Below are 21,434 nucleotides of genomic sequence, written 5' to 3'. Positions count from 1 at the left end.
TTTACCGATTCTCTTTCGGAGATGCCCAAATCTTCGTGAGTCCCATATCTTGGCGGAGCCAATTCAGCAGTTCCACCGTATAGTAGACCTTGTACTTGTTCAACTTTATTATGTGTTCAAAACCCGATGGCGTTTCCACATGGCATACCAGGCGGCACCCGTGCTCTGTTTCTTCAAAGACTTCAAAACCGGCCAGGCCTTCTTCCAATTTCTGGAGGAATTCCTCCGTTATCATTCCGGATTCCATGCTTATATGGACAAAATTTACCATGCTTTTGCGCACGGTGTCGAACTGAATCGCCTCTTCCACAGTAATCTGCAGTTCCTCGGTAGGCTTGCGCTCCTTGTCACGCTTGAATTCAAGTTCACCCTTCACCAAAATGCGATCGCCTTCGGAAATCTTGTCGCGGAAACGTTCCCAGTCATCTTTCTTGAAGAAGAGTTCCACATCCCCATGGAAATCACACATCATGCCGATTCCAATCGTATCGCCACGTTTTGTCTCGATAGAGCGCATCTGCGTGACAACGCCGCCGACCGCAACGCGCGACCCGACCTTTTTCCGCAGGTCATCGTAATTCAGCGAAACAGTCGTAAATCCCTTCAGTTCGGGGCGGAATTCATCCAGCGGATGCCCCGAGAGGCACATGCCCAGCACATTGCGTTCCTTGTCGAGCATTTCCATATCGCCCCAAGGTTCCGCTTCTTCAAGGACTTCTGCAGTATTTTCCAATCCCGCACCGCCAGCGCCCCCCAAGTCAAACAAGGACATCTGCCCCATCGACTTGTCTTCCTGATGCTTGGCGGCCACTTCGATGGCACGGTCAACGGTAGCCATTAACGCAGCACGGCTACCCGGCAACGAATCAAGTGCACCCGCCATGATAAGGCATTCCAGCACCTTCTTGCTCAAAGGCGGATGCTTTTCGCTGAACGAACCCTGGTATTCCGCGACACGCTTGCAAAAATCAAATATGTCCTTGTAGGGGCCGCGCTTTTCACGTTCGGCAACAACGTCTTCGACAACGGCAAGGCCCACGTTGCGGATACCCGCGAGCCCGTACAAAATCTGCCCTTCCGGATTCGCCGTAAACACGCCGTACGACGTATTGATATCGGGAGTCAGCACCTTGATTCCGAGGCGCTTGCTTTCCTGAATAATCGTCACGATATCTTCGGTCTTGCCCATTTTTGAGGTCATCGATGCAGCCATGTATTCTGCACCGTAATGAGCCTTGAGGTATGCCGTCTGGTAAGCCACGTAGGCGTACGCTGCGGCATGGCTCTTGTTGAACGCGTATCCGCAGAACGGGAGCACGGCCTTCCAAATCTTATCGATAACCGCATGGTCGTAACCACGTTCTTCACACTTCCTGAAGAACTCCGGTTCGAGTTTCGCCATCTTTTCGGGCATCTTCTTCGCCATGATACGGCGAATATTGTCAGCGCCACCCAGGGTATAGCCGCCCAAAATCTGGGCAAGTTTCATCACCTGTTCCTGGTACACAATCACGCCGTAAGTTTCACCAAGAACTTGTTCCAAATCCGGGTGATAGCAGTCAATTTCTTCCCTGCCGTTCTTACGTGCAATAAAGTGCGGAATCTGGTCGATAGGCCCCGGGCGATACAGGGCGTTCATAGCGATCAAGTCAAAAATTCGCGTCGGCTTCAGTTCGCGCAGGTATTTCTGCATACCCGGAGATTCAAACTGGAACACCGTTGTCGTCATGCCCTTGCCGAGCAGGTCAAACGTTTCCTTGTCATCCAGTGGAATATGGCCCATATCAAGGTCTATCCCACGGTTTTTCTTGACCATGCTCACCGTGTCCTGAATGATGGACAAGTTAATCAGGCCAAGGAAGTCCATCTTCAAAAGCCCGATGTCTTCGGCGTAGTGCTTGTCGTACATCACCACAGGCGTATCGGCAGGGGCGGCACGGTAAAGCGGGGCCAGGTTGTAAATCGGAGTCGGCGTAATCACCACACCACAGGCATGCACGCCCGTCTGGCGCGGTAAATCCTCCAACTTTTTCGCAATTTCCCAGAGGTTCTGGTAACTGGCGCGGCTGTTGACGAGCGCCTGCAGGGGTTCCGAGCTATAGCCGTCTTCAAGAGGATCCTCTCCCCCCTTCTTATTTTTCTTTTTTCCCGTCCAGGCCTGTTCAAGGCTAAAGTTCAGCGTTCTCTGCGGGAACAGTTTTGTAATCTGCTTTGCCTCGGCAGGCGGGAGCCCCAAGACGCGGGCAACGTCAGTAATCACCGCCTTCGACTTGAGCATACCGTAGGTAATAATCTGTCCCACGCAATCGTAGCCATACTTGTCGGTCACGTACTGGATAACGCGCCCGCGGTCCCTATCCGCAAAGTCCGTATCGATATCAGGCATGCTCACGCGTTCCGGATTCAGGAATCGTTCAAATAGCAAATCGAACTTGAGCGGGTCAATATCCGTAATGCCGATGATGTAGGTAACAAGCGAGCCTGCAGCGGAACCACGTCCCGGGCCTACGGGAATTCCGTTATCACGCGACCAGTTGATGAAGTCCCACACAATAAGCAGGTAGCCCGCCACGTTCATATTGCGGATACAGTTCAATTCCTTGTACATGCGCTTGGCCACATCGGTCTCGCGCGCGGGGAACTTGAAGTCTTCGTCGGGGAATCGCCATTTGAGGCGTTCGTTACACAGGTGCGTGATGTAGATATCGGCGTCGCCACCCGGTTTACACCAGCGGTGTGTATTCTTTTCCCAAGCCTTGTTGTCTTCGTCGGTAAAGGGTTCCTGCGAAGCCTGGTTCTGGAATTCGGCCTTTTCCTCATCGGTCAAGGATTTCTCGTCAACGCCCTTCTCGGCGCAATAGGCGGCTATCAATTTTTTCGCCTTATCCTTGATTATCCCCAACCGTTCACGTTCATGAATTTCCGGGTACTCCGCATCGTATTCGGCCTTCATGATTGCTTTAATATTTTGGTATTCCTCGGACGCAAGGAAATCTTCCGGTATCTTGAACCTGGGCCAGAACTCATCGCCAATACCGGTTTTGACAGTAAAGTTGCAACGCTCAGCAATCTTGACCGTATTCTCGATAGCGCCCGGGATATGCCCAAAAAGTTTGACCATTTCTTCTTCGGAACGGAAATAGAACTGGTCCGTCGGGAAGCGTGAATCGGTGAAATCGTTGAGGGTCGTCTTTAACGAGATGCAACGCAACACCTTGTGTGCAGTAGAATCTTCAGGCTTTATGTAGTGCACGTCGGCAACCGCCACAACTTCGCGGCCCATCTCCTGCGCCAACTTCACATTGAATTCATTCACACCTCGCTGTTGCTGGATTCCGTTATCGCATACGGATAAGTAAAGATGGTCGCGGTCAAAAATCTTGTCAAGATTGTCCATGTACTCGCGAGCCTGGGCTTCGCGACCCGATGTCACGTTCTGTCCATAACGGCTAAAGTAATCGCCCGCAATGGCAATCAGACCTTCCTTGTGCTGGTTCACTACATCCAGCGGGACCGAGGGAATTTCCGCCCAGCGGTCGCTTTCCTCATAGCGGTAGCTCACAATACGGAGCAGGTTGTAATAACCCTTCTCGTTTTCGACAAGCAGGGTCAGGCGTTCATAAGTGGTCGGGTCCTTCGCACTTGCACTCGGGGAATCCACGTACACGTGGCAGCCGTAAATAGTCTTTACCGGAGGGAGGCCCTTCTCCTTGCGAGCCTTGTTCATGTCCTTCCCGCGCGTCTGTATTTCAAGAATGCCGAACATGGCGCCGTGGTCTGTAAGGGCTACGGCGGGGGCATTTTCGGCTGCGGCCGCAGCCAAAATGCCATCAAGGCGAGCAGAAGACTTCAATACGGAAAATTCGGAATGAACTTGCAAATGAACAAAAGCCATACCCGCAATTTAGTAATTTCATATTTATTTATATTTAACCATATGAAACGCGCACTTATTACAGGCATTACCGGTCAGGACGGTTCGTACCTGGCTGAATTCCTTCTCGAGAAGGGTTACGAAGTTTACGGACTTGTCCGCCGCAAGAGCAAGCTCGACTTTAACAACGCCGAGCACCTCAAGGGCAAGGTTACATTCATTTTTGGTGACATGACCGATTCCGCATCGCTCCTGCGCGCCATGGAAATCGCGAAACCCGACGAGATTTACAATCTTGCCGCTCAATCGTTCGTGACTACATCGTGGGAAACGCCGCTCTCTACCGCCGACATCAACGCCATCGGCGTCACCAAACTCCTGGAAGCGGTTCGCCTCTGCAAGCCTGACACGCGCGTATACCAAGCATCCACCAGCGAAATGTTCGGTAAAGTGCAGGCCGTTCCGCAAAACGAAACGACACCGTTCTACCCGCGCAGCCCCTACGGGGTTTCCAAACTCTACGGGCACTGGATTATCAAGAACTACCGCGAAAGTTACGGCATGTTTGCCTGCTCCGGCATCCTCTTCAACCACGAATCCGAACGCCGCGGTGCCGAATTCGTAACCCGCAAGATTACCATCGCCGTCGCAAAGATCAAGGCCGGCAAACAAGACGTGCTCGAACTAGGCAACATGGATGCTAGCCGCGACTGGGGCCATAGCGCCGACTACGTACGCGCCATGTGGCTCATGCTTCAACAGGAACAGGCCGACGATTATGTAGTCGCCACAGGCGTAACCCACAAGGTTCGCGAATTTGTACAACTCGCATTCAAGGCTGCCGGAATGGAAATTGAGTTTCACGGCGAAGGCGAAAACGAATACGCCACACTTAAGGGCACCGACAAGGTTGTCGTGAAGGTGAACCCGCAATTCTTCCGCCCTGCCGAAGTAGACCTACTTATCGGTGATGCAAGCAAGGCAAAGAAGGTTCTCGGCTGGAAACCCGAAATCAGCTACGAGCAGTTGGTCAAGCGCATGGTGGATAGCGACATCAAGCTCCTTGCCGAAGGAAAGATTTGATGAAGGTCGTCATCGTCGGGGCATCGGGATTCGTCGGCAGGTACTTAGCCCGCGAACTTGAATCCGCAGGGCATTCCACCGTAAAGGTGGACCTTCCCGAAGTGAACCTGCAGAACGCAGGCCAGGTGGAAGCACTTATTGAAAGCGCCAAGCCCGACGCCGTCGTGAATCTCGCAGCCATCAGTTCGGTAGGGGCTTCGTGGAAAAATCCTGCCGCCACTATCAGCGTGAACGTGAACGGAACGCTCAACCTGCTGGAAGCAATCCGCAAGCATGCTCCGCAGGCAAAGACTCTTTTAATCGGGAGCGCCGAGGAATACGCCATTCCCGAAGGCAGATCCCCGCTCAAGGAAACGGACCCACTCGAAGCGAGCAACCCCTACGGCATCTCGAAGATTGCGCAAGAAAACTTCGCACAGCTCTACCGCAAGAAATACGGCATGAAAATAGTGTGCACACGTTCGTTCAACCACACTGGAGTCGGGCAGACAACTACGTTTGCGCTCCCGAGTTTCGTGAAGCAGGTCGCCGCAATCGACAAGTCGGGCAAGCCCGGCAAGATTCTCGTGGGCAACCTGAGCGCCTGGCGCGATTTCTCCGATGTGGAAGACGTCGTGCATGTCTACCGCATGCTGCTCGAGAACGAGAACGAGTTCGATATCTACAACGTGGGTTCCGGCATCGCGAATAAAATCGAGGACCTGCTCAAAAACGTGATTCTAAAATTCACGCCCGTCGAAATCGAAATCGTCGTGGATCCCGAGAAGGTTCGTCCAGTAGAAACACCATACCTCTGCGCAGACAACTCCCGCGTGAAAAAGTACTGGAAGGGCACCGACATCCGCGTGACGCTCAAGAAGATGTTCGACCACTTCAGGGCCGAATCGGGTACATCTCAAGAATAGCGCGCACCTTCGCGCCGACATCGCCGAACTGTTTGCGGTATTTCCTGCGAATACAAAGTTCCTGCGGGAGCATTGCCAATGCCTGCAACCAGGCCTTCAGCAACGCACCGCAAATGGCAGCCTTCGAGAGTTTTTTCCCGTCACCCGATTGCCCGGGAACGCCGCCCTTCGCCATGTTCAGGTAACGCACGAACCCGCGGAACGGCAACTTCACAATATCTGCAAATGGCAGCAAGCGAATCGCAGTACGCAGGCGGTTCCTCTCGGAATAGAACAGCTTGCGCGGGGAATAGCGCACCGTCGTCATCGAGCGTTCATGATAGACCTTTGCCTCGGGGCAAAAGACCGTCCTGTACCCCGCGAGGTTATGGCGGAAATACCATTCCGTTTCCTCAAAGAACAAGAAGTAACTCGCATCCATCTTGCCGGCAGCCTCGGCAGCCGCCTTACGGAAACTCATTACCGCACCATAGCATCCGAACACATCCTTCTCGCGCACATCGGCTTCGGAAATATTCAACCCGCTTGCTTCGTTTTTTGCGAAAAGGTCCGCGCCGAACTGCACGCCGACCGCATTCACTACCCCGCTCTTTTCCATCACGAGGCTTGCAACCGAGCCCGCTTCCGGATGGCGTTCAAAACACGCAAGCAAGTTTTTTGCCCAAGCCGGGTCGAATTCCAGGTCCATATTGCAAAGCACCTGAATGTCGGCATTCATCTTTTCGAGCAGTCCATTACAGGCTCCCGCATATCCAAGATTCTTGGGGCATTCAATTACGGTGCAGTCTAAGTTTTGTTCCTTCAAAATACGTATGGAATCGTCCGCAGAAGCATTATCAAAAACAAGCACACGCACAGGTTCAGATTGCGCAAGCAAGCTCCTTACACATTCCAGAAGTTCCGTGCCACCATTATAGTTGATAATACCTACGTCGATTTTCATATTCACCCAAAAAGGAAAGGGACCAACAGGTCCCTTCAAATATAGATTAAACGTCTAACAAGGTATTACAGCCCGTAGTAGCGGATGAAGTCGATTTCACCCTCAAAGAAGCGGTCGTGCTTGGCCTGCCTCATGGCATCGAAACCGATACCGATGTCGTAACCGAGCTGCGAGATATCACCCGTCGTCTCAGCTTCAGCCGTCAGTTCGCCATTCTGGAACACCTTGATGGATTCGGCACCACGTTCCACGCGAATGTCGGTCCATTCATCCAGGGCAAGCTTTTCGCCCTTGAGAATATTCCAGGTAATGCCGTCAGTATCCTCGTCGCGGAAATGCACCGTCAGCACGCCATTGTCGAGGCGGACAATCCAACCGTCGCCATAGCGTCCAGGAGGCTCGGCAACAATGATATTCTGCATTTCACCAAACTGGGTCGGCTTTACGCGGGTTTCAATCGCAAACGTATTGCGCTGGAATACCTTCGAGAGGCCAACTTCCAAGCCAGACCTGCCATCAAGCGCAACCGTCGTATCGGCAACCTTCGGGCTACCCACCAAATCGTGCGTAGAGTTGTTTGCCATGCGGTCAAGGCCAATAAACGTAGGTTCATTGAATTCCCAAGCCACAAGAAGCCTCTTGGACTTCACCGGCAACACGCCTGCGCTAAAGCCGTTAAAGGCTCCAAAGCGGACATAGTCCATTTCGCCGATGAAGTAGCGGTTGTGGAAAGCCTGCTGCATACCATCGAAACCGATGCTCCAGTTGTAGCGCATCTGAGTCAGATCACCCGTATAGGCGGCAGCAACGGTAAGTTCGCCATTCTGGAAAAGCTTGACACTATCGGCACTGCGTTCCATACGAATGACATTCCATTCGCCAAGAGTCATACGCTTGCCCGGGAAGATATTCCAGTCGTCACCGTTGAGATCGTCATCACGCAGGTGAACCGTCAGCACACCCTCGTCAATGCGAAGCTGCCAGCCATCCACACCACGTCCGGGGGGCTCGGCCACAATGATGTTCTGCATGGTACCGAACTGAGTCGGCTTCACGCGAGCCTCGACAACAAACTCGTTAATCTTGATATCGTCAGCCAAGGCCACGGTAAAGCCAGACTTGCCGTCAAAAGCGGCAATTCCATCTGTGGAAGCCACCGAACCTTCACCGATGGTCGCGTTGTGGCCGTTACCAGTCACGTCGAGGCCGACATTCTCGGCATCATTGAAGTCCCATTCGGCAATCCAAACCGTCTCGGGAACAGGGTCGCTCCCGCCGGCGATAGTATCAATAGGCGTTTCAACCGGTTCAACCACTTCGATAGAATCAATCGGGGTATCCTCGATCTCGTTGACCGTTTCCACATCGACCTGTTCCACATGGCCGTTATGGCAATGGCACTTCCCCATATCGAATTTGTCGAAACCAACCGTGAACAAGCCTTCCATCGTGAAGGAGCCGAACTTTTCGTTGCGGAAGGCGCCTTCGATTTTGCCGTTCACAAAAATGACAACGACCTTACCCGCAAGTTCGACGCGGACATTGTTCTTTTCGAGTTTTTCAATGCGCTTTTCGGTCTTGAACTTCTGCCATTCGCTTTCGGCATTTTCGCGCCAGGAATAAACGACGGCACCGTTTTCAACCTGGACCATCCAGGCAAAGCCCTTGCCATCGACACCGGCAGAAGCAACCGTATAGACAGAATCGTCTTCGACCGTCACATCAGCATCAACTGCGAAATTCGAATTCTGCAGGACAGAATCAACTCCCGTAGAGGCGCTATCGGATTCAGCAGATTCAAACTGCCAGGAATCCACAACAGAGCGCCTGAACATAGCCATGTGAGCCTTCGCATCCGAAGCACTCACAAGAGCAATCTCGCCGGATGCCCCTTCTACGCCCTCTATTGCAACCGGAGATTTAGAGTCCGTCGAATCCGACGAACATCCGAACATTCCAACCATCGCCATCGAAGCCACGGCAGGAACCATAATCCATTTTTTCATTATTTCCTCCTTTCCCTTCACGGGAAAATCCTACAACTGAATATAATATTTTATATTAGGCTTATGCAACCCGACAATCGAAAAAAAACGACAAAAATGCTTTTTACGGCGATAAAAGTCATCGTTACCGTCGGGGGATTGGCATATATTCTGAACAAAATCCCGTTTTTTGACGCCATTTCGAACTGGAAGCCGTCGGCTCTCCCCTGGTTGCTCTTTATTTTGTTCTTAACCGTCGTTCTCATGGCTATCCAGGCAAACCGCTGGCGCGGTTTATTGCTCGAGGACGGGAAAAAAGTCAAATTTCGCACTTTTTACGCCTACATTGCGCTAGGTTACTTTTTCAACAACCTGCTCCCCAGCGGTTTCGGTGGAGATGCCGTCAAGACGGTCGCATTCGGGCGCAAATTCGGGAACACGGCAAACTCCGTTGCGGCAATTGCGATATCACGTGTCATGGGGCTTATCGCGATGTTCCTCAGTTTTTTCATCGCAATCCCGTTCGTCTTGATTCGCTACCAGGTTCCAGCCCATTACACCATCACCGTAAGCGCAGTTGCCATATTAGCCCTGGTTATCATTGTCGGGAGCCTATTTCTGGATAAAATCAAGATTCCAGACAAACTTGTTCAAAAAGTTCCGTTCCTGCTGAAGTTGCAACAGGCTTTCGCCATCTACCGGAGCCACCCGAAGGCGTTCTGGTTATCGGGACTGGATTCCGTATGGTTGCAGATTGTGACCATCATTATCCACTACGCCTACTTCCGTGCCGTAGGAATTGATGTCAATATCGCCGTCATAACGGTATTCACCACCATCATGGTTACATTTACCATGCTCCCGATATCCATAAACGGAATCGGTATCCGCGAGAACGTGCAGGTCAGCCTTTACACGGGGCTTCTCGGAATCCCTGCCGACGTAGTACTTGCATCCACCCTGCTCAGTTACCTGCCACTACTATTCCAGGCAGCCCAGGGAGCAATCGTGCTCCTAAAAATCCGTAAGTAACCTTTTTATCGCCTTGAACGCGCCGTCAATCGGCAATTTTTTACGTCACATAAAAAAATAGTGGCACATTCTATTCTTTTTTTATATTTTCATGGAAACAAGGAGAACCTTTTTTTATGAACAAAGTCAAATTACTCTCAATCCTTACTCTTGGCTGCCTATCAATCCTCGCCGGATGCGGCGACGATACCAGCAGCAGTCCCGAAAGCAAGGAAATTTCCAGCGACCCCATCGAGACCAAGGTCGAAGTCACTGCCGGCTGCCAAGAAATTACGGACGAAGGCGACAAGGCACAAATCGAGAAAATCAAGAGCGACCTCACCGACGTCTATTCCACCTTCGGGGATGGCGACCTGAACAAGGCGCAAGAAATGAGCGCCGCAACAAAGTCCTCCGTCGAGGCAATCCTCAAAAAATATCCCGGCAACTGCGAAGCGCAGCTCGCCTACACGGCATCCATCATCTCGGATATCGCGAACAACAAGAAAATCAACAACCTGATCGACACGCTGCTCGCCCGCACGGGTAAACCCGGTGCAGCGCTCTTTTCGCGCGACATGAGGGGTTCTTCCGAGGTTTCCTTCAACCTAGCCTTCCATTCCACCGACGAACTCCGCGGCATCTTGGTGAGCGATGCGCAGGCCGCCATCGCTACCGCCATCCCGTCGCTGGATTCCGCCATCAGCTACATGACGAATATCGCTAACGACGACGCGTTCACCTGCACCTACAACATCGACGAGCGCAACGTTGAGCTAGACCGCGGTGAATTCGCACCGGTACTAGCCGCACTGTACGCCGCCAAAGCGACACTCACCGCAGTTGTGAGCCTCAACCTCAACATCGACGAGAACGGCAAATACGACTGGATTGACTCCCTTATGGAGTTAGATGCCAAGGTTAACTACTACGACAACCATGGTTTCGAGCACCTGTTCAAGTTTATCGGGAAAGAGAGCAAGTTTACAAGCATCCATGATTCCTGGAAAAGCGAATACAAGAACATCCCGAACATGATCGACAGCGCGATTAACTACGTGCAGTTCGGCCTGCAGTACGGGCTCGAAGAAGCAAAGAACGGCCTCAAGACCCAGGAGAACGACCTCTACATCGTGGGGGATGACGAAGAAGCCGACCTGAGTACCGCCGATGCCCAGAAAATCATCGATTCCCTGAGCACCATCAAGACGCAGCTCCGTACCGGATTCGACCTTCCCTACGCCAAAGACAAGACCATCAAGTTCGTACCCTACAAGTGGTTCGAGAATACCGACGGCATCCAGAAGTTCTTGCCGTACCACGTGGTGAACGACAAGTCCGAATGGGTGAACCCGGACGGCGGTTTCTATTGGTCCGAAGACTTGGAAGGCAATGCTTACGCCCAGAGATACATGCAGGGTTACATAGCTCAGGAATACTACAAGTTCAATCCCGACATAGAGAGCAACCAAGTCTCCGGATGGGATGACGACGAGACCTCGGGAACAATCTTCATGGATGTCTACGAACCTGAACGCATCAAGGCAGAAATCGGCTACGTTGCTGACGGTTGCAAGATCAAGTTCGTCGTCAACAGCTACGCGGAAGGTGACCCATGGGCCATGATTAATAGCGACGAGCCCATAACAAAAACCGAATGGAAGATTCCCGATGTGACGCTCCCCGCAGGAATGTGCAAGGACGACAAGGGCACCATCAAGTACGCCGTCGCCTTCTACGAGAACGAGGTCCCCAACTTCGGTTACTTTACCGACAAGGACGGCAACAAGACCGAAACTATCCAGGGCCTCCTCAACGGCAAGATGGTCGATTCCGAAATTGAACTATACACCTTCGAAGACCTCCGCAAGCTCATCATCTTCCCCGATGTCACATTCGGCGGCATCTTCCCCGACATGACAGTCGACTTCTTCTGGGATGAATTCATCAGGGCCGCTATCGACGACGACTTCGACGAATACTACGAAGATGAAGAAGACTGGGACGAAGAAGAAAACGAAATCGTCATCGATTAATCAGCAGTGACTGCTATCTTTAAATCGCTATACGCCATAGGCTTGACAAGTCTCCTTGCAACGCCATTGGCGTATGGTGAAACAAAAGGCCTCGCCCATTGTGGCGGGCTTTTTTTGCTGGATTCCGACACGAAAGAACTGAACGGCACTTTCTGCCACGTAGCAGACACGGCACAAGTCAACAATTATTCCGCTTTCGCCTCGTTTTCGCATTACCGCATAGACGGGCTCTGGAAAGACGGCTGGGAACTTTCTTTAAACAGCAACCGCATGGTCGGTTCAGCGGGAATCCAGGCCGACTTCAGGAACATTACTTTTTCCGTAGAGGCAAGTAGCATGCCGACGCTAAAATCAAGCGTCTCCATACACACTGCAGATTCTTCGCTGTATGCGGCAGCACTTGTCGAGCGCGGGAATCCGGAACTTGCGACCATCCGCTGGGAATCCGAAAACGAAAACGACGAGGTCCACCTTATCGAAGGCGACTGGAATTCGCAATACCTGCGCAAGGGATTTACAGCCGGAGCAAGGTTTGCAGGCAACGAACTTGCGGCAGGCCTGCAGCGCATCGGCACGACTCCGTACAACGCAAAGCAGGAATACTTTATCAAGGATTCCTCGCGCATCTGGCTGTGGGATGCTCGATATGCGCACCATTTTGAAACGAGCAAACTCGATTTCTACTATGCGGGAGCTTCTGCCGACGTGAACATTTTCGGGAACACCTGGCGCGACAACAGCACCAAGCGTTTCATGTTCGTCCCGCTAGATGTAAGCCTGCATTACGGCAGTGTCCAGTGGGAAAAGGAAACCTTCGGGCTCGATGCGCGCGGCATCAAGGCAGACGTGCACATGGAGCGGAACAAAAAGCGATTCTTCGAGACGTTCGCCCCGAACCGCCTGCTGCCCGTGTCCATCATGCAGACGCTTTCGTTCTCGTTCTTGCAGAAGAACTACCTGGTGGATGCAGACATCGACCTTTCTGCCGTTATGCTGGGAGGGCACTTTAACCCGCAATTCAATATCACGGCGCACACGAAGGTTTCCCCGCGCATCGACCTGCACGGATACTACACCTACGACGAAATTGAAGTCGACAGGACATCCTCGACGACATCGTTCATAGGATACAAGGCAAAGGACGATTCCTGGTCGTGGATGCTCGAGAGCTACGGGCTCATCGCCGGGCTCGGGATTACGCTGGAGCGCGAAACCCAGGGAATTCTCCGCAACCTCTCGCTTTTCGCCAGCGCGACGCAAATCGTCCCGCTCAAGACGGATTATACCGAGCGCACGGAAACTCCATCTGACAAAAACAAAAACGCCGGACTTGAATCCGGCGGAATTTTCCGAAACGGGTTTGCCGCCCACTTCGGCGCATCAATCCGTTTCTAGGGGTTTAGCCCCAGACTTCTTCCTTGAGCTCGCGGCCCCACATGTCCTTGATGACATCGTCGACCTTCTTGCCTTCGAAGAGGAGCGCATGCACGGAATTCACGATGGGCATCTCGACACCGAGCTTGTCGGCGAGAGCCTTGGTGCTCTTGCAGGTGGGCACGCCTTCGGCCACCATCTTCATGCCGGCAAGCACCTGCTCGATGGTTTCGCCACGCCCGATGTGTTCACCCACATAGCGGTTGCGGCTGTGCTGCGAGAGGCAGGTCACGATAAGGTCGCCCATGCCGGCGAGGCCCGCAAACGTTTCGGACTTTGCACCGAGAGCCTTGCCCAGGCGGCACATTTCGGCCTGACCACGGGTAAGGAGGGCTGCACGCGTATTGTCGCCAATCTTGTACTTGCCGCTCGCCTCGAGCCCGTAGAGCACGCCAGAGGCAATTGCAATCACGTTCTTCACAGAACCGCAGAGTTCCACGCCCACGATGTCGGTAGAACTGTAAACGCGCAGGTAAGAACAGCTCATCACCTTCTGCACGAGCTTCGCGGATTCCTCGTTCACGCAGGCGGCCACAATCGCGGTAAGGATATGGCGGCTAACTTCTTCGGCATGCGAAGGCCCGCTGAAGGCGACCATCTTGTCGTCGGTGAGCCACGGCACGTTCGAGAGCAGCACTTCGCTCATCAGCTGGTTCGTGCCTTCAAGAATGCCCTTGGTGGCGCAGACAACGATAGGTTCCTTGCCCTTCGCCGGAGTCCACTTGCCCAAGTTCTTCGCGACACCGCCCATAAACTGGCTCGGCACCACGATAAGCACCATGTCACAGCCGTCGAGGGCCGCATTCATGTCGGTCGTATACTTGAAATCCGCCGGGAAGATTACGCCAGGGAGTTTGTCCTTGTACTGATGTTCCGTCGAAAGCAGATCGACTTCGGCCTGCGAGTTTGTCCAGAACGAAACTTCGCACTTGTTTTCATAGACCACCTGACCGAGAGTCAGGCCCCAACCACCAGTACCTAAAACTGTAACCTTCATATTATCTTTCCTAATCTCTTGCGTGTCACCCTGAGCGAAGCCACTTCGTGGCGAAGTCGAATGGGTCTTTTTAGATTCTTCGACTCCGCTTCGCTGCGCTCAGAATGACACTGACAATCATTCTTATAACAATCTACAATATTTATGCCTTCGGAGTCTTGCGCTTGCTGCCAAAACCGTTCTCGGTGCCGTTCAAAAGGCGCTTGATGTTCGATTTGTGCTTCACAATCACGAAAACCGCCACCAAAAGGCAGGTAATCATGAGCCCGAGGTTGATATCGTCGGGCGGGAAGGGCAACTTGAGGTACCCCATCACGGCAAAAACGCCGAGCGCGACGCATGCGCCGATGCTACCTACCGAAACGTACTTGGTTGAAGCCGTGAGGACAATCCACACGCCAAAAGCCGAGAGGGCCGTAATCGGGCAGAGCGCGAGGAACACGCCGAGCGCCGCAAGCACGCCCTTGCCACCGCGGAAACCCGCGAAGCAGGTGAAGCTGTGGCCAAGAATCACGAGGATACCCGCGACAAGCGGAACCCAGTGCGAATAATCGGCACCGCCGGCGGCCACCTGCATTTCGCACAACCTCATGGCAATCCACGGGCCGAAGAAGCCCTTGAGCAAGTCCATGAATACCACGGGGAGCGCCGGCTTCCAGCCGAGCACGCGGAACGTATTGGTGAGGCCCGCATTCTTGGAGCCGTAATCCCTAATGTCGAAGTTCTTACCTTTCGCGAGTTTTGCGATCCATATGGCGCTGGGGATTGACCCCAGCAAGTACGCTATTGGAAGACTCAGTAAACTGTTCAAGTTCTTCATCCTTTCTGAGGGTTAACTTCTGGTCGAAATTCAGGCGCAAGGGGGCACCCTGCAACTGGAATTCCTCGTAAAACTTCTTGAGCAGGTAGCGCTTGTACGACTCATCCACCAGCTCGGGCGTGCGCGTCTCGATTGCGATGACGGGCGGCTCCACCATAATCTGGCATGCGCGGGTAAGCGACACCACGCGGGCGTTGTGGCTCGGGGGCGCCTTCTCCTGCAAGAAGTTCGCAAAACTTTCGGCGACACGGTCACGGCCCAGCACGCGGCGGCAGTTGGCATACACCGTCTGGATGGCCTGCACAATGCGGTTCACGCGCTGGCCTTCCTTGGCGCTTGCAGAAATAATCGGCACGTACTCGAGCATCGGTTCGCGTTCGAGCATCTCCTTCACCATGTGGTCGAAGGACTTTTCCGTCTTGTCCGGGTAGATATCCCACTTGTTGAGCACGAGCACCAGGCCCTTGCCCGCCTTGCGGATTTCGGTAATGATGCGGAAGTCCTGCACCTCGAGCCCGCGGGTGCAATCGACCATCAGTACCGAGAGGTCGGAGCGGCGGATGCTTTCGAGCGTGCGCATGTTGCTGAAAATTTCGACTTCGTCCTCGACCTTCGCCTTCTTGCGGAGGCCCGCCGTGTCGGTTACCACGAACTTCTGGCCATCGACAATGAAGTCGCAGTCGATGGAATCGCGGGTCGTACCCGGAATGTCGGAAACCACTGCGCGGTCTTCGTTCAGCAGGCGGTTCAACAGCGTGCTCTTGCCCGCGTTCGGGCGGCCAAGAATCGCGAAACGGATGGGGCGTTCTTCCTTGCGTTCGCCACGCACCGGCGTCGGGAGAATCGAGACGACCTCGTCGAGGAGCGAGAGGCAGGCATAGCCCGTAAGCGCACTGATGGTGCGGGGCTGGCCAAAACCGAGCTTGAGAAACTCGTAACTTTCCTGGCGGTCGCCCTGCTGCTCGCTCTTGTTCGCCACAAGAATCACCTTCTTATCGAGCTTGCGGATAAGGCGCGCAAACTGCTGGTCGAGCTTGGTAATGCCCACGCGGACATCCACCATGAAGAGCACGAGGTCGGATTCCTCGACCGCATTGAAAATCTGCGCACGGACGCTATCGGCCAAAACGTCGATGGAATCGTCGGGCAAGAATCCGCCCGTATCGACCACCGTGAACTCGTGGCCCTTGTAGTTCGCCGTCTGGTAATGCCTATCGCGCGTAACGCCGTCACGGTCCGAGACGACTGCCGCCCTGCGGCCCAGGATGCGGTTGAATAGCGAGGACTTGCCCACGTTCGGGCGTCCGATAATGCACACGACTGGTAATTTCATCGTGTGTAAATATAGAAAAATGGCGGCTAGATATTAGAACGAGGCAATCTGCTCGGCGGTGTAGCAAGCCCTACGGACATTTCTTGAAGATATCCTTGCCGATGTACTCGTACAAATATACAGTTCAAGCACCCTGTTCGTGAACGACACTTAAAATGTAGTCAATCAATATCCGCCTAGAGGTTGATGACGAAATTTGCTTTCGCATCACGGTTTTGGTGTCGAGAAGAAATCCGTGGATTTTTCGGTAGCCTTCGGTAGCTTTGGTGTTCCAATCAGCTTCGGCGTAACCGATGTATTTGATGCCGTTGCCGTCCGGCACATTTCCCGGTAAAATAAATACGTTGAAAATCTTGTCTGGATCAAACTTGTATTTTTCCGGGCATTTATTCGTAGGTCGTGTTCGTGACTTGTCTATAAATTCAGCGTAAGTGATTTGCTTCTGTATGGAATCCGTTCCAGGGATAGAGCCATGGTCTGCGACAGAAACCTGCGAATTATCTTCGGACACATCTGCGCCGTCATTTTTCATCGCAGCGTACGAATAGTATTTAGAATCGAGAATAAAGCAAAGCTTAACCCCTGTGCTATCGTCAATCATTATCGTGTCGGGCCGGAGTGGAACATTATTTTTTAGCCAATCGCCATTCGGTCTTTTCCATTTAGAACAAGGGTAATATTTTTCCATTTCCGGTTTGCTCACGGTTCCGTACACGTCGTTAACCATGCTTTCCCAGATCGTATGGAAAGAATTTGTCCCGTAAGTTGCAGAACTTATCGTGTCTTCGCTGTCGAAATTCTGGATGACATTTTTCATGTGGACGAAAAGTTCGGCGTTCTGCTCTAGGTGGGTTTCCGAAATTTTTGAGTCCAGAAAGCTGACGTAATAGGCCCTGTTCTTCTTGATATCCGCTTCGTTAATAAGTCCTTGATCCGGCATCGCCACCGTATAGAGGAATCCCAACAGTTCAAATGACTTGTAAACGCAATACTTGTGCAGTTCCGTAATAAGCCGGTCGTTCTTTATGCGACTCTTGTGGACGATAAAATCAAGGAACGCGATGCCGCGTTCAGAAACAATCGGCTTGATTCTTTTGATGGTGCCGCTCCAGGAAATTTTCCCGGGCAGGCCATCGCCCATGATTTTTTCTTTTTCGGTGTAATAGGAACCGCGATTAAGGAAGTCTTCTATCAGGAACAGGATGCTGCCAATAGGGAAATCGAGACGCTGGTCGTTCGTGTTTATGCGGCAAACCCGTTCGCCCTGCAATTTTTCGCAATCGCTTATTTTTCGAATCAGCAAAAGAATTTCGGAACGAAGGGTTGGCGCGATGTCGGCGTTATCACTCGATGTAATCGAGTAACCCATAGGGAACGTCACGCATCTGGCATCAAGCGTGATTTTAAGACCGACAAAGTCCGAACCCTTTTCGGCGACAGTGATTCGCATTCCGTTCATTTATTCGTGGTTCTTTATTTCATCGTTGGTGCTTTTCAATGATTGAACAAACTCATCGGCAAACACCTTGTCGAACGCATCTGTACCTGTAAAATCTTCCACTACCTTGCTCAGGTTTTCGGATTTGAAAATTTTTCCGGTATCGCGCTTAAAAACGTCTGCCCACAGGTATTTCAAGACCTTGTTTGCAAACTTTTTCCCATCGATTTTATCGCCTTCGGCTTCAATAAAGAACAGTCCCAACTGCTTGTCATCGGCATTGAAAAAGTCTCCATCGGAGATTTCGCTATTTATAGCATTGCGGAAAGTTTCCCAGCGAATATCCGTATCGCCGATTTGCAACTTCGCCTGCTTTTTATGGTCTTCATCACTCCAAATGCAGGTGTTCGGAACGAGTTCCATATCCCAACGGCGCTGGAATGCGTTATCGAGCGTAAACACATTCTGGTCGCTGGTATTCATCGTTGCGTAGATGGAAAGGTTTGGCGGGAGGCGCAGCCCCGTGCTAGACGAGAAATGGATTCCTGAAACATCAATTGATTTTGTATCGAGTTCATCATCGCTTTTTGCGTCACGGATGTAAGCGTTGACATCAGCATTCATGACGAAATATTCGCTCCAGCCTTTTCCGTAATGATTTTCGAAACCATCTGTCCCGACAGGTTCCTTTGATGTATCTCCATTTTTCAGACGGTCCAGAAGTTGGAATACATCGCCAAAAATGGCTGCGGCATTTCCGCGGTTGATTTCTTCAATAACGAGGTAGAACGGTCTGCTCGGATTGTGCAAAGCCTGCTTCAAAATCTTTGCAAAAGGTCCCGGTTTGAACTTGTACTCCACAACGGATTTTCCCTGAGGGTCCTCATGAACTTCGGGAAGGATTTGACCGATAAAGTCGGCGTTGGTGTATTCGGGGTGGAATGTGGTGCGGACGACTTGATTTTCTTCGCTGAATGTCGGGGTTTTAGCCTTTTCATCCTTCAGCATTGTGGTAATCGTATGGCTCTTGCCACAACCCGGAACACCGTAGTAGATTTTTTGGGTGGGGGTGAATGGAGTAAAATTGAAGTAGAACAATGATTGAGTACCAGAAGAATCTTTGTCTTTTTTTTCTTCAAGAGGCAGAAGTTTTTTCAAAGCATCTATTCTTTCTGGATTTTTCTCAATCTCCTGTTCCAACTGCTTTAGTAACTTGACAAAATTGTCATCATCTACTTTTTTTGTGTGAGGCATTTTATTCAAAAAATTCAGATAATGATTTATTGCTGTTCTAGGTCTACCACTTTGGTCATTATCACTAACAGAGCTAAAATCTTTCAAAGCTGTTATTCGGATATGTTCCCTCTTATATGATTCATAATCTTTATAACGGAACAAATTTCCAATTTGATTGCCTGGCATTTTTTTATCAAGCCATTGTTCACAAACATCAACACAAAGCGTTCTAAAACCATCATCTCCTGATGAATTTAGGCATAACCATGTTTCAAAATATTTTTTTCTTTGATATGAATCCTTCTGATCAAATATTAAATCTTCTTTTTTCACGAAAGATATATCATTTGAAGTGCTTAAATTTCTTGCAATGTTGATGTAAACAGCGTCTTGTTCATCCCATTTCAATGCGCTAATCATATTTGGAGAATAGCGTTTGCGCAGGCTATTCAAGAAATCGTTAAAGAGAGAATCTTTACTTGTAAAATCAGTATTTCTGTTCAACCAGAAAAAGAGAAGCGCTTTCTTGTTAGGAAGAATAGTTTTCTTTTTTCTGTCTTGATAATAAAGATAGTCTTGCTCATTTGCGAAACGCTGATAAGCTCCATCCGCAATGTCAATTACACCATTTTCACATTTAAGTAATTGCGGATGTCTTGAAGGAAAAGATAATGGCGTAGTCGAAGTCAAAGACTTGTTTACCGCTCCGGCACTAAAGAAATTGCTTCCAACATCAAAATCCTTATTCTGCCCAAAACTATCAAAGAAGTTTTTAGCATCCAAAGATTCACTAGTATTTGGATCTGAAAGTTGAACGAAATGACCTACATTGACAACAAACTTCTGTTTATCATTTTTATTTTTCGTATCGCAAGGTCTTTGCTCTGATTTGATAAATTCATCCAACGCAAGAAAATATTTCAATTCGCTAAAAAATTGTGTTCCACCCTGTTTTTGAATGTCTTCTCCCGAATAGAGAAAATTCATTTGGAAGAATAAATTGACGATAGATTCTTTCGACAAATACATAAGTTTATCCCTCCTTTATAATTTCAGTCAATGTTTTCGCGACAACCCAACCGAGTATCGGCGGAACTGCATTCCCAATAACTTTATACCTTGATTGCAAGGGGATTTTGCTAAAATCAAAATTGTCTGGAAATGATTGGATTCTGGCAATTTCGCGAACAGTAAAGCGTCTATTTTCAATGGGGTGAGTTATACCGCAGTTTTCAGGCTGAGATGAAGCCGTAATCGTTCCGTTGATTTCGCCAAAAGCAAATCTTCTGAAAAATTTTGGGGAATGGTACTTCTTGGGATCATCATAAATCTTCTTAAAGCGAGGCGTCAATTCCTCTGGAGGAATATCCTTCCAAGATTTACCTTCCTTATAAATTTCGGGCATCTTATCGTACTCAAAATCTTTTTTGAAATATTTCAAAGCTCTCGCACCATGTGCACAAGGGCCGATTTTCTCAATCATATTTTGAGTTGCTTTTGTATATTCCCAAAAGTCTTCTTTAGGGACATCCTTCAAGATAGAACCAAGAAGTAACTTTTCTTGTTTGCCAAAAGATTCCGACGGAATGTTTTCTTTTTGGACAAGTTCTTTTATCTTTTCGAAATCAAACGAGCCTATTTTCTTATCGACACCAACAATTAATACACGGTATCTTTTTTGCGGAACTCCGTAATCACTCGCACAAACCAATTGCATCGAAACGTTATAACCGAGTTTTTCCATTCGAGCCTTAATTTCATTTGGCACAGTTGTTTTTCCGTCAGGCATTTTAGACGAAAGGATTCCTCGAACATTTTCGAATAAAAATGCTTTGGGCTTTTTCTTTTGAGAAATCTTATACTTTAAGATTCGTTCACATTCCTCAAACAATGTACCACGGCCATTTTTATCGTTTACGCCTTTACGGTTCCCCGCATTGGAAAATGGTTGGCACGGAAATCCAGCGATCATGACATCGAAGTCGGGAAATTCTTCGTCCTCAATTTCTCGAACATCCTTGCATATTGATTTTGCAGAATCTTTCACAAGCAAAGCATTGCTGTTATAACAGTTGACAGCATCAGGATCAAAATCATTTGCGAAAACGACATCGGTATCAAGACGTTCATAATCCTTTCCAGAAAAAGAGAACCCGCCTAGAAAACCCAGGTCTAATCCACCACATCCAGAAAATAAGGACAGAACTTTTATTTTCTTTTGCGTTTGCTTCTTCGATGTCGGCACTTTTCGCTCCGTGTTGAAAGTGAACGAGTTCACTCTCGCGGGAGCGGTTCTGGCCGATTCGCTTGGCCGGGGTGCGGACAAAAGAAAGGGCGGG

The 21,434-nt window shown here is 50.5% G+C and carries 14 protein-coding genes; 5 read left to right on the top strand and 9 right to left on the bottom strand.

Going from position 1 to position 21,434, the window contains the following annotated elements; translation table 11 throughout:
• Nucleotide 1: 1 nt before the first annotated feature.
• Nucleotides 2–3,895, bottom strand: a complete 3,894-nt coding sequence (locus BUA44_RS14780; RefSeq protein ID WP_072813592.1) for a DNA polymerase III subunit alpha — start codon at nucleotides 3,893–3,895, stop codon at nucleotides 2–4.
• A gap of 42 nt (nucleotides 3,896–3,937) precedes the next feature.
• Between BUA44_RS14780 and gmd the strand changes: the two genes are divergently transcribed.
• Both gmd and BUA44_RS14770 read left to right on the top strand, forming a co-directional pair.
• Nucleotides 3,938–4,957 carry a GDP-mannose 4,6-dehydratase gene (gene gmd, locus BUA44_RS14775; protein WP_072813590.1) on the top strand — a complete coding sequence of 340 codons (1,020 nt, stop codon included), beginning with the start codon at nucleotides 3,938–3,940 and terminating at the stop codon, nucleotides 4,955–4,957.
• The gene (locus tag BUA44_RS14770; protein WP_072813588.1) at nucleotides 4,957–5,862 is read left to right on the top strand and encodes a GDP-mannose 4,6-dehydratase; all 906 of its coding nucleotides are present in this window, start codon (nucleotides 4,957–4,959) and stop codon (nucleotides 5,860–5,862) included. Before gmd ends, BUA44_RS14770 begins: the two co-directional genes overlap by 1 nt.
• On the opposite strand, the gene BUA44_RS14765 is transcribed toward BUA44_RS14770, so the two are convergent.
• Nucleotides 5,831–6,805 (bottom strand): glycosyltransferase family 2 protein, encoded by a 975-nt coding sequence (locus BUA44_RS14765; protein WP_072813586.1) that lies wholly within the window; start codon nucleotides 6,803–6,805, stop codon nucleotides 5,831–5,833. The two genes, BUA44_RS14770 and BUA44_RS14765, sit on opposite strands and share 32 nt — an antisense overlap.
• Before the next feature lie 65 nt (nucleotides 6,806–6,870).
• On the bottom strand, nucleotides 6,871–8,811 hold the full coding sequence (locus BUA44_RS14760; protein ID WP_072813625.1) for a LamG-like jellyroll fold domain-containing protein: 1,941 nt from the start codon (nucleotides 8,809–8,811) through the stop codon (nucleotides 6,871–6,873).
• 63 nt (nucleotides 8,812–8,874) lie between these two features.
• Here BUA44_RS14760 and BUA44_RS14755 point away from each other — a divergent pair, with 63 nt between their 5' ends.
• From BUA44_RS14755 to BUA44_RS14745, 3 genes are all read left to right on the top strand, one after another.
• Nucleotides 8,875–9,822 (top strand): lysylphosphatidylglycerol synthase transmembrane domain-containing protein, encoded by a 948-nt coding sequence (locus BUA44_RS14755; protein WP_072813583.1) that lies wholly within the window; start codon nucleotides 8,875–8,877, stop codon nucleotides 9,820–9,822.
• Between the two features lie 116 nt (nucleotides 9,823–9,938).
• Entirely contained in the window at nucleotides 9,939–11,837 is a 1,899-nt protein-coding gene (locus BUA44_RS14750) for a hypothetical protein (RefSeq protein WP_072813581.1), read from the top strand.
• Between the two features lie 114 nt (nucleotides 11,838–11,951).
• Complete coding sequence (locus BUA44_RS14745; RefSeq protein WP_072813579.1) at nucleotides 11,952–13,232, top strand: hypothetical protein; 1,281 nt, start codon at nucleotides 11,952–11,954, stop codon at nucleotides 13,230–13,232.
• A 4-nt stretch (nucleotides 13,233–13,236) separates the two neighbouring features.
• On the opposite strand, the gene BUA44_RS14740 is transcribed toward BUA44_RS14745, so the two are convergent.
• The 6 genes from BUA44_RS14740 to BUA44_RS14715 form a co-directional block, all read right to left on the bottom strand.
• Nucleotides 13,237–14,268 carry an NAD(P)H-dependent glycerol-3-phosphate dehydrogenase gene (locus tag BUA44_RS14740; RefSeq protein WP_072813577.1) on the bottom strand — a complete coding sequence of 344 codons (1,032 nt, stop codon included), beginning with the start codon at nucleotides 14,266–14,268 and terminating at the stop codon, nucleotides 13,237–13,239.
• Nucleotides 14,269–14,410: 142 nt separating this feature from the next.
• Complete coding sequence (gene plsY / locus BUA44_RS14735) at nucleotides 14,411–15,046, bottom strand: glycerol-3-phosphate 1-O-acyltransferase PlsY (RefSeq protein WP_178348811.1); 636 nt, start codon at nucleotides 15,044–15,046, stop codon at nucleotides 14,411–14,413.
• Complete coding sequence (gene der, locus BUA44_RS14730; protein WP_072813571.1) at nucleotides 14,994–16,421, bottom strand: ribosome biogenesis GTPase Der; 1,428 nt, start codon at nucleotides 16,419–16,421, stop codon at nucleotides 14,994–14,996. The genes plsY and der overlap by 53 nt, the downstream gene beginning before the upstream one ends.
• A gap of 124 nt (nucleotides 16,422–16,545) precedes the next feature.
• The gene (locus BUA44_RS14725; protein WP_178348810.1) at nucleotides 16,546–17,871 is read right to left on the bottom strand and encodes an LlaJI family restriction endonuclease; all 1,326 of its coding nucleotides are present in this window, start codon (nucleotides 17,869–17,871) and stop codon (nucleotides 16,546–16,548) included.
• Between the two features lie 9 nt (nucleotides 17,872–17,880).
• Nucleotides 17,881–20,124 (bottom strand): hypothetical protein, encoded by a 2,244-nt coding sequence (locus tag BUA44_RS15150; RefSeq protein ID WP_083579660.1) that lies wholly within the window; start codon nucleotides 20,122–20,124, stop codon nucleotides 17,881–17,883.
• 4 nt (nucleotides 20,125–20,128) lie between these two features.
• Nucleotides 20,129–21,434 (bottom strand): DNA cytosine methyltransferase (locus BUA44_RS14715; protein ID WP_218587622.1); only part of this gene is annotated, 1,306 nt, incomplete at its 5' end.

Source organism: Fibrobacter sp. UWR3, assembly GCF_900143055.1.
Taxonomy (GTDB): Bacteria; Fibrobacterota; Fibrobacteria; order Fibrobacterales; family Fibrobacteraceae; genus Fibrobacter.
Note: the sequence above shows the minus strand (reverse complement) of the source record. Positions and strands in the feature narration are given on the sequence as shown.

Coding starts and splice junctions, on each gene's coding strand:
- BUA44_RS14780 (WP_072813592.1), bottom strand. CDS start 3,895: ATGGCTTTTGTTCATTTGCAAGTTCATTCCGAATTTTCCGTATTGAAG.
- gmd (WP_072813590.1), top strand. CDS start 3,938: ATGAAACGCGCACTTATTACAGGCATTACCGGTCAGGACGGTTCGTAC.
- BUA44_RS14770 (WP_072813588.1), top strand. CDS start 4,957: ATGAAGGTCGTCATCGTCGGGGCATCGGGATTCGTCGGCAGGTACTTA.
- BUA44_RS14765 (WP_072813586.1), bottom strand. CDS start 6,805: ATGAAAATCGACGTAGGTATTATCAACTATAATGGTGGCACGGAACTT.
- BUA44_RS14760 (WP_072813625.1), bottom strand. CDS start 8,811: ATGAAAAAATGGATTATGGTTCCTGCCGTGGCTTCGATGGCGATGGTT.
- BUA44_RS14755 (WP_072813583.1), top strand. CDS start 8,875: ATGCAACCCGACAATCGAAAAAAAACGACAAAAATGCTTTTTACGGCG.
- BUA44_RS14750 (WP_072813581.1), top strand. CDS start 9,939: ATGAACAAAGTCAAATTACTCTCAATCCTTACTCTTGGCTGCCTATCA.
- BUA44_RS14740 (WP_072813577.1), bottom strand. CDS start 14,268: ATGAAGGTTACAGTTTTAGGTACTGGTGGTTGGGGCCTGACTCTCGGT.
- der (WP_072813571.1), bottom strand. CDS start 16,421: ATGAAATTACCAGTCGTGTGCATTATCGGACGCCCGAACGTGGGCAAG.
- BUA44_RS14725 (WP_178348810.1), bottom strand. CDS start 17,871: ATGCGAATCACTGTCGCCGAAAAGGGTTCGGACTTTGTCGGTCTTAAA.
- BUA44_RS15150 (WP_083579660.1), bottom strand. CDS start 20,124: ATGTATTTGTCGAAAGAATCTATCGTCAATTTATTCTTCCAAATGAAT.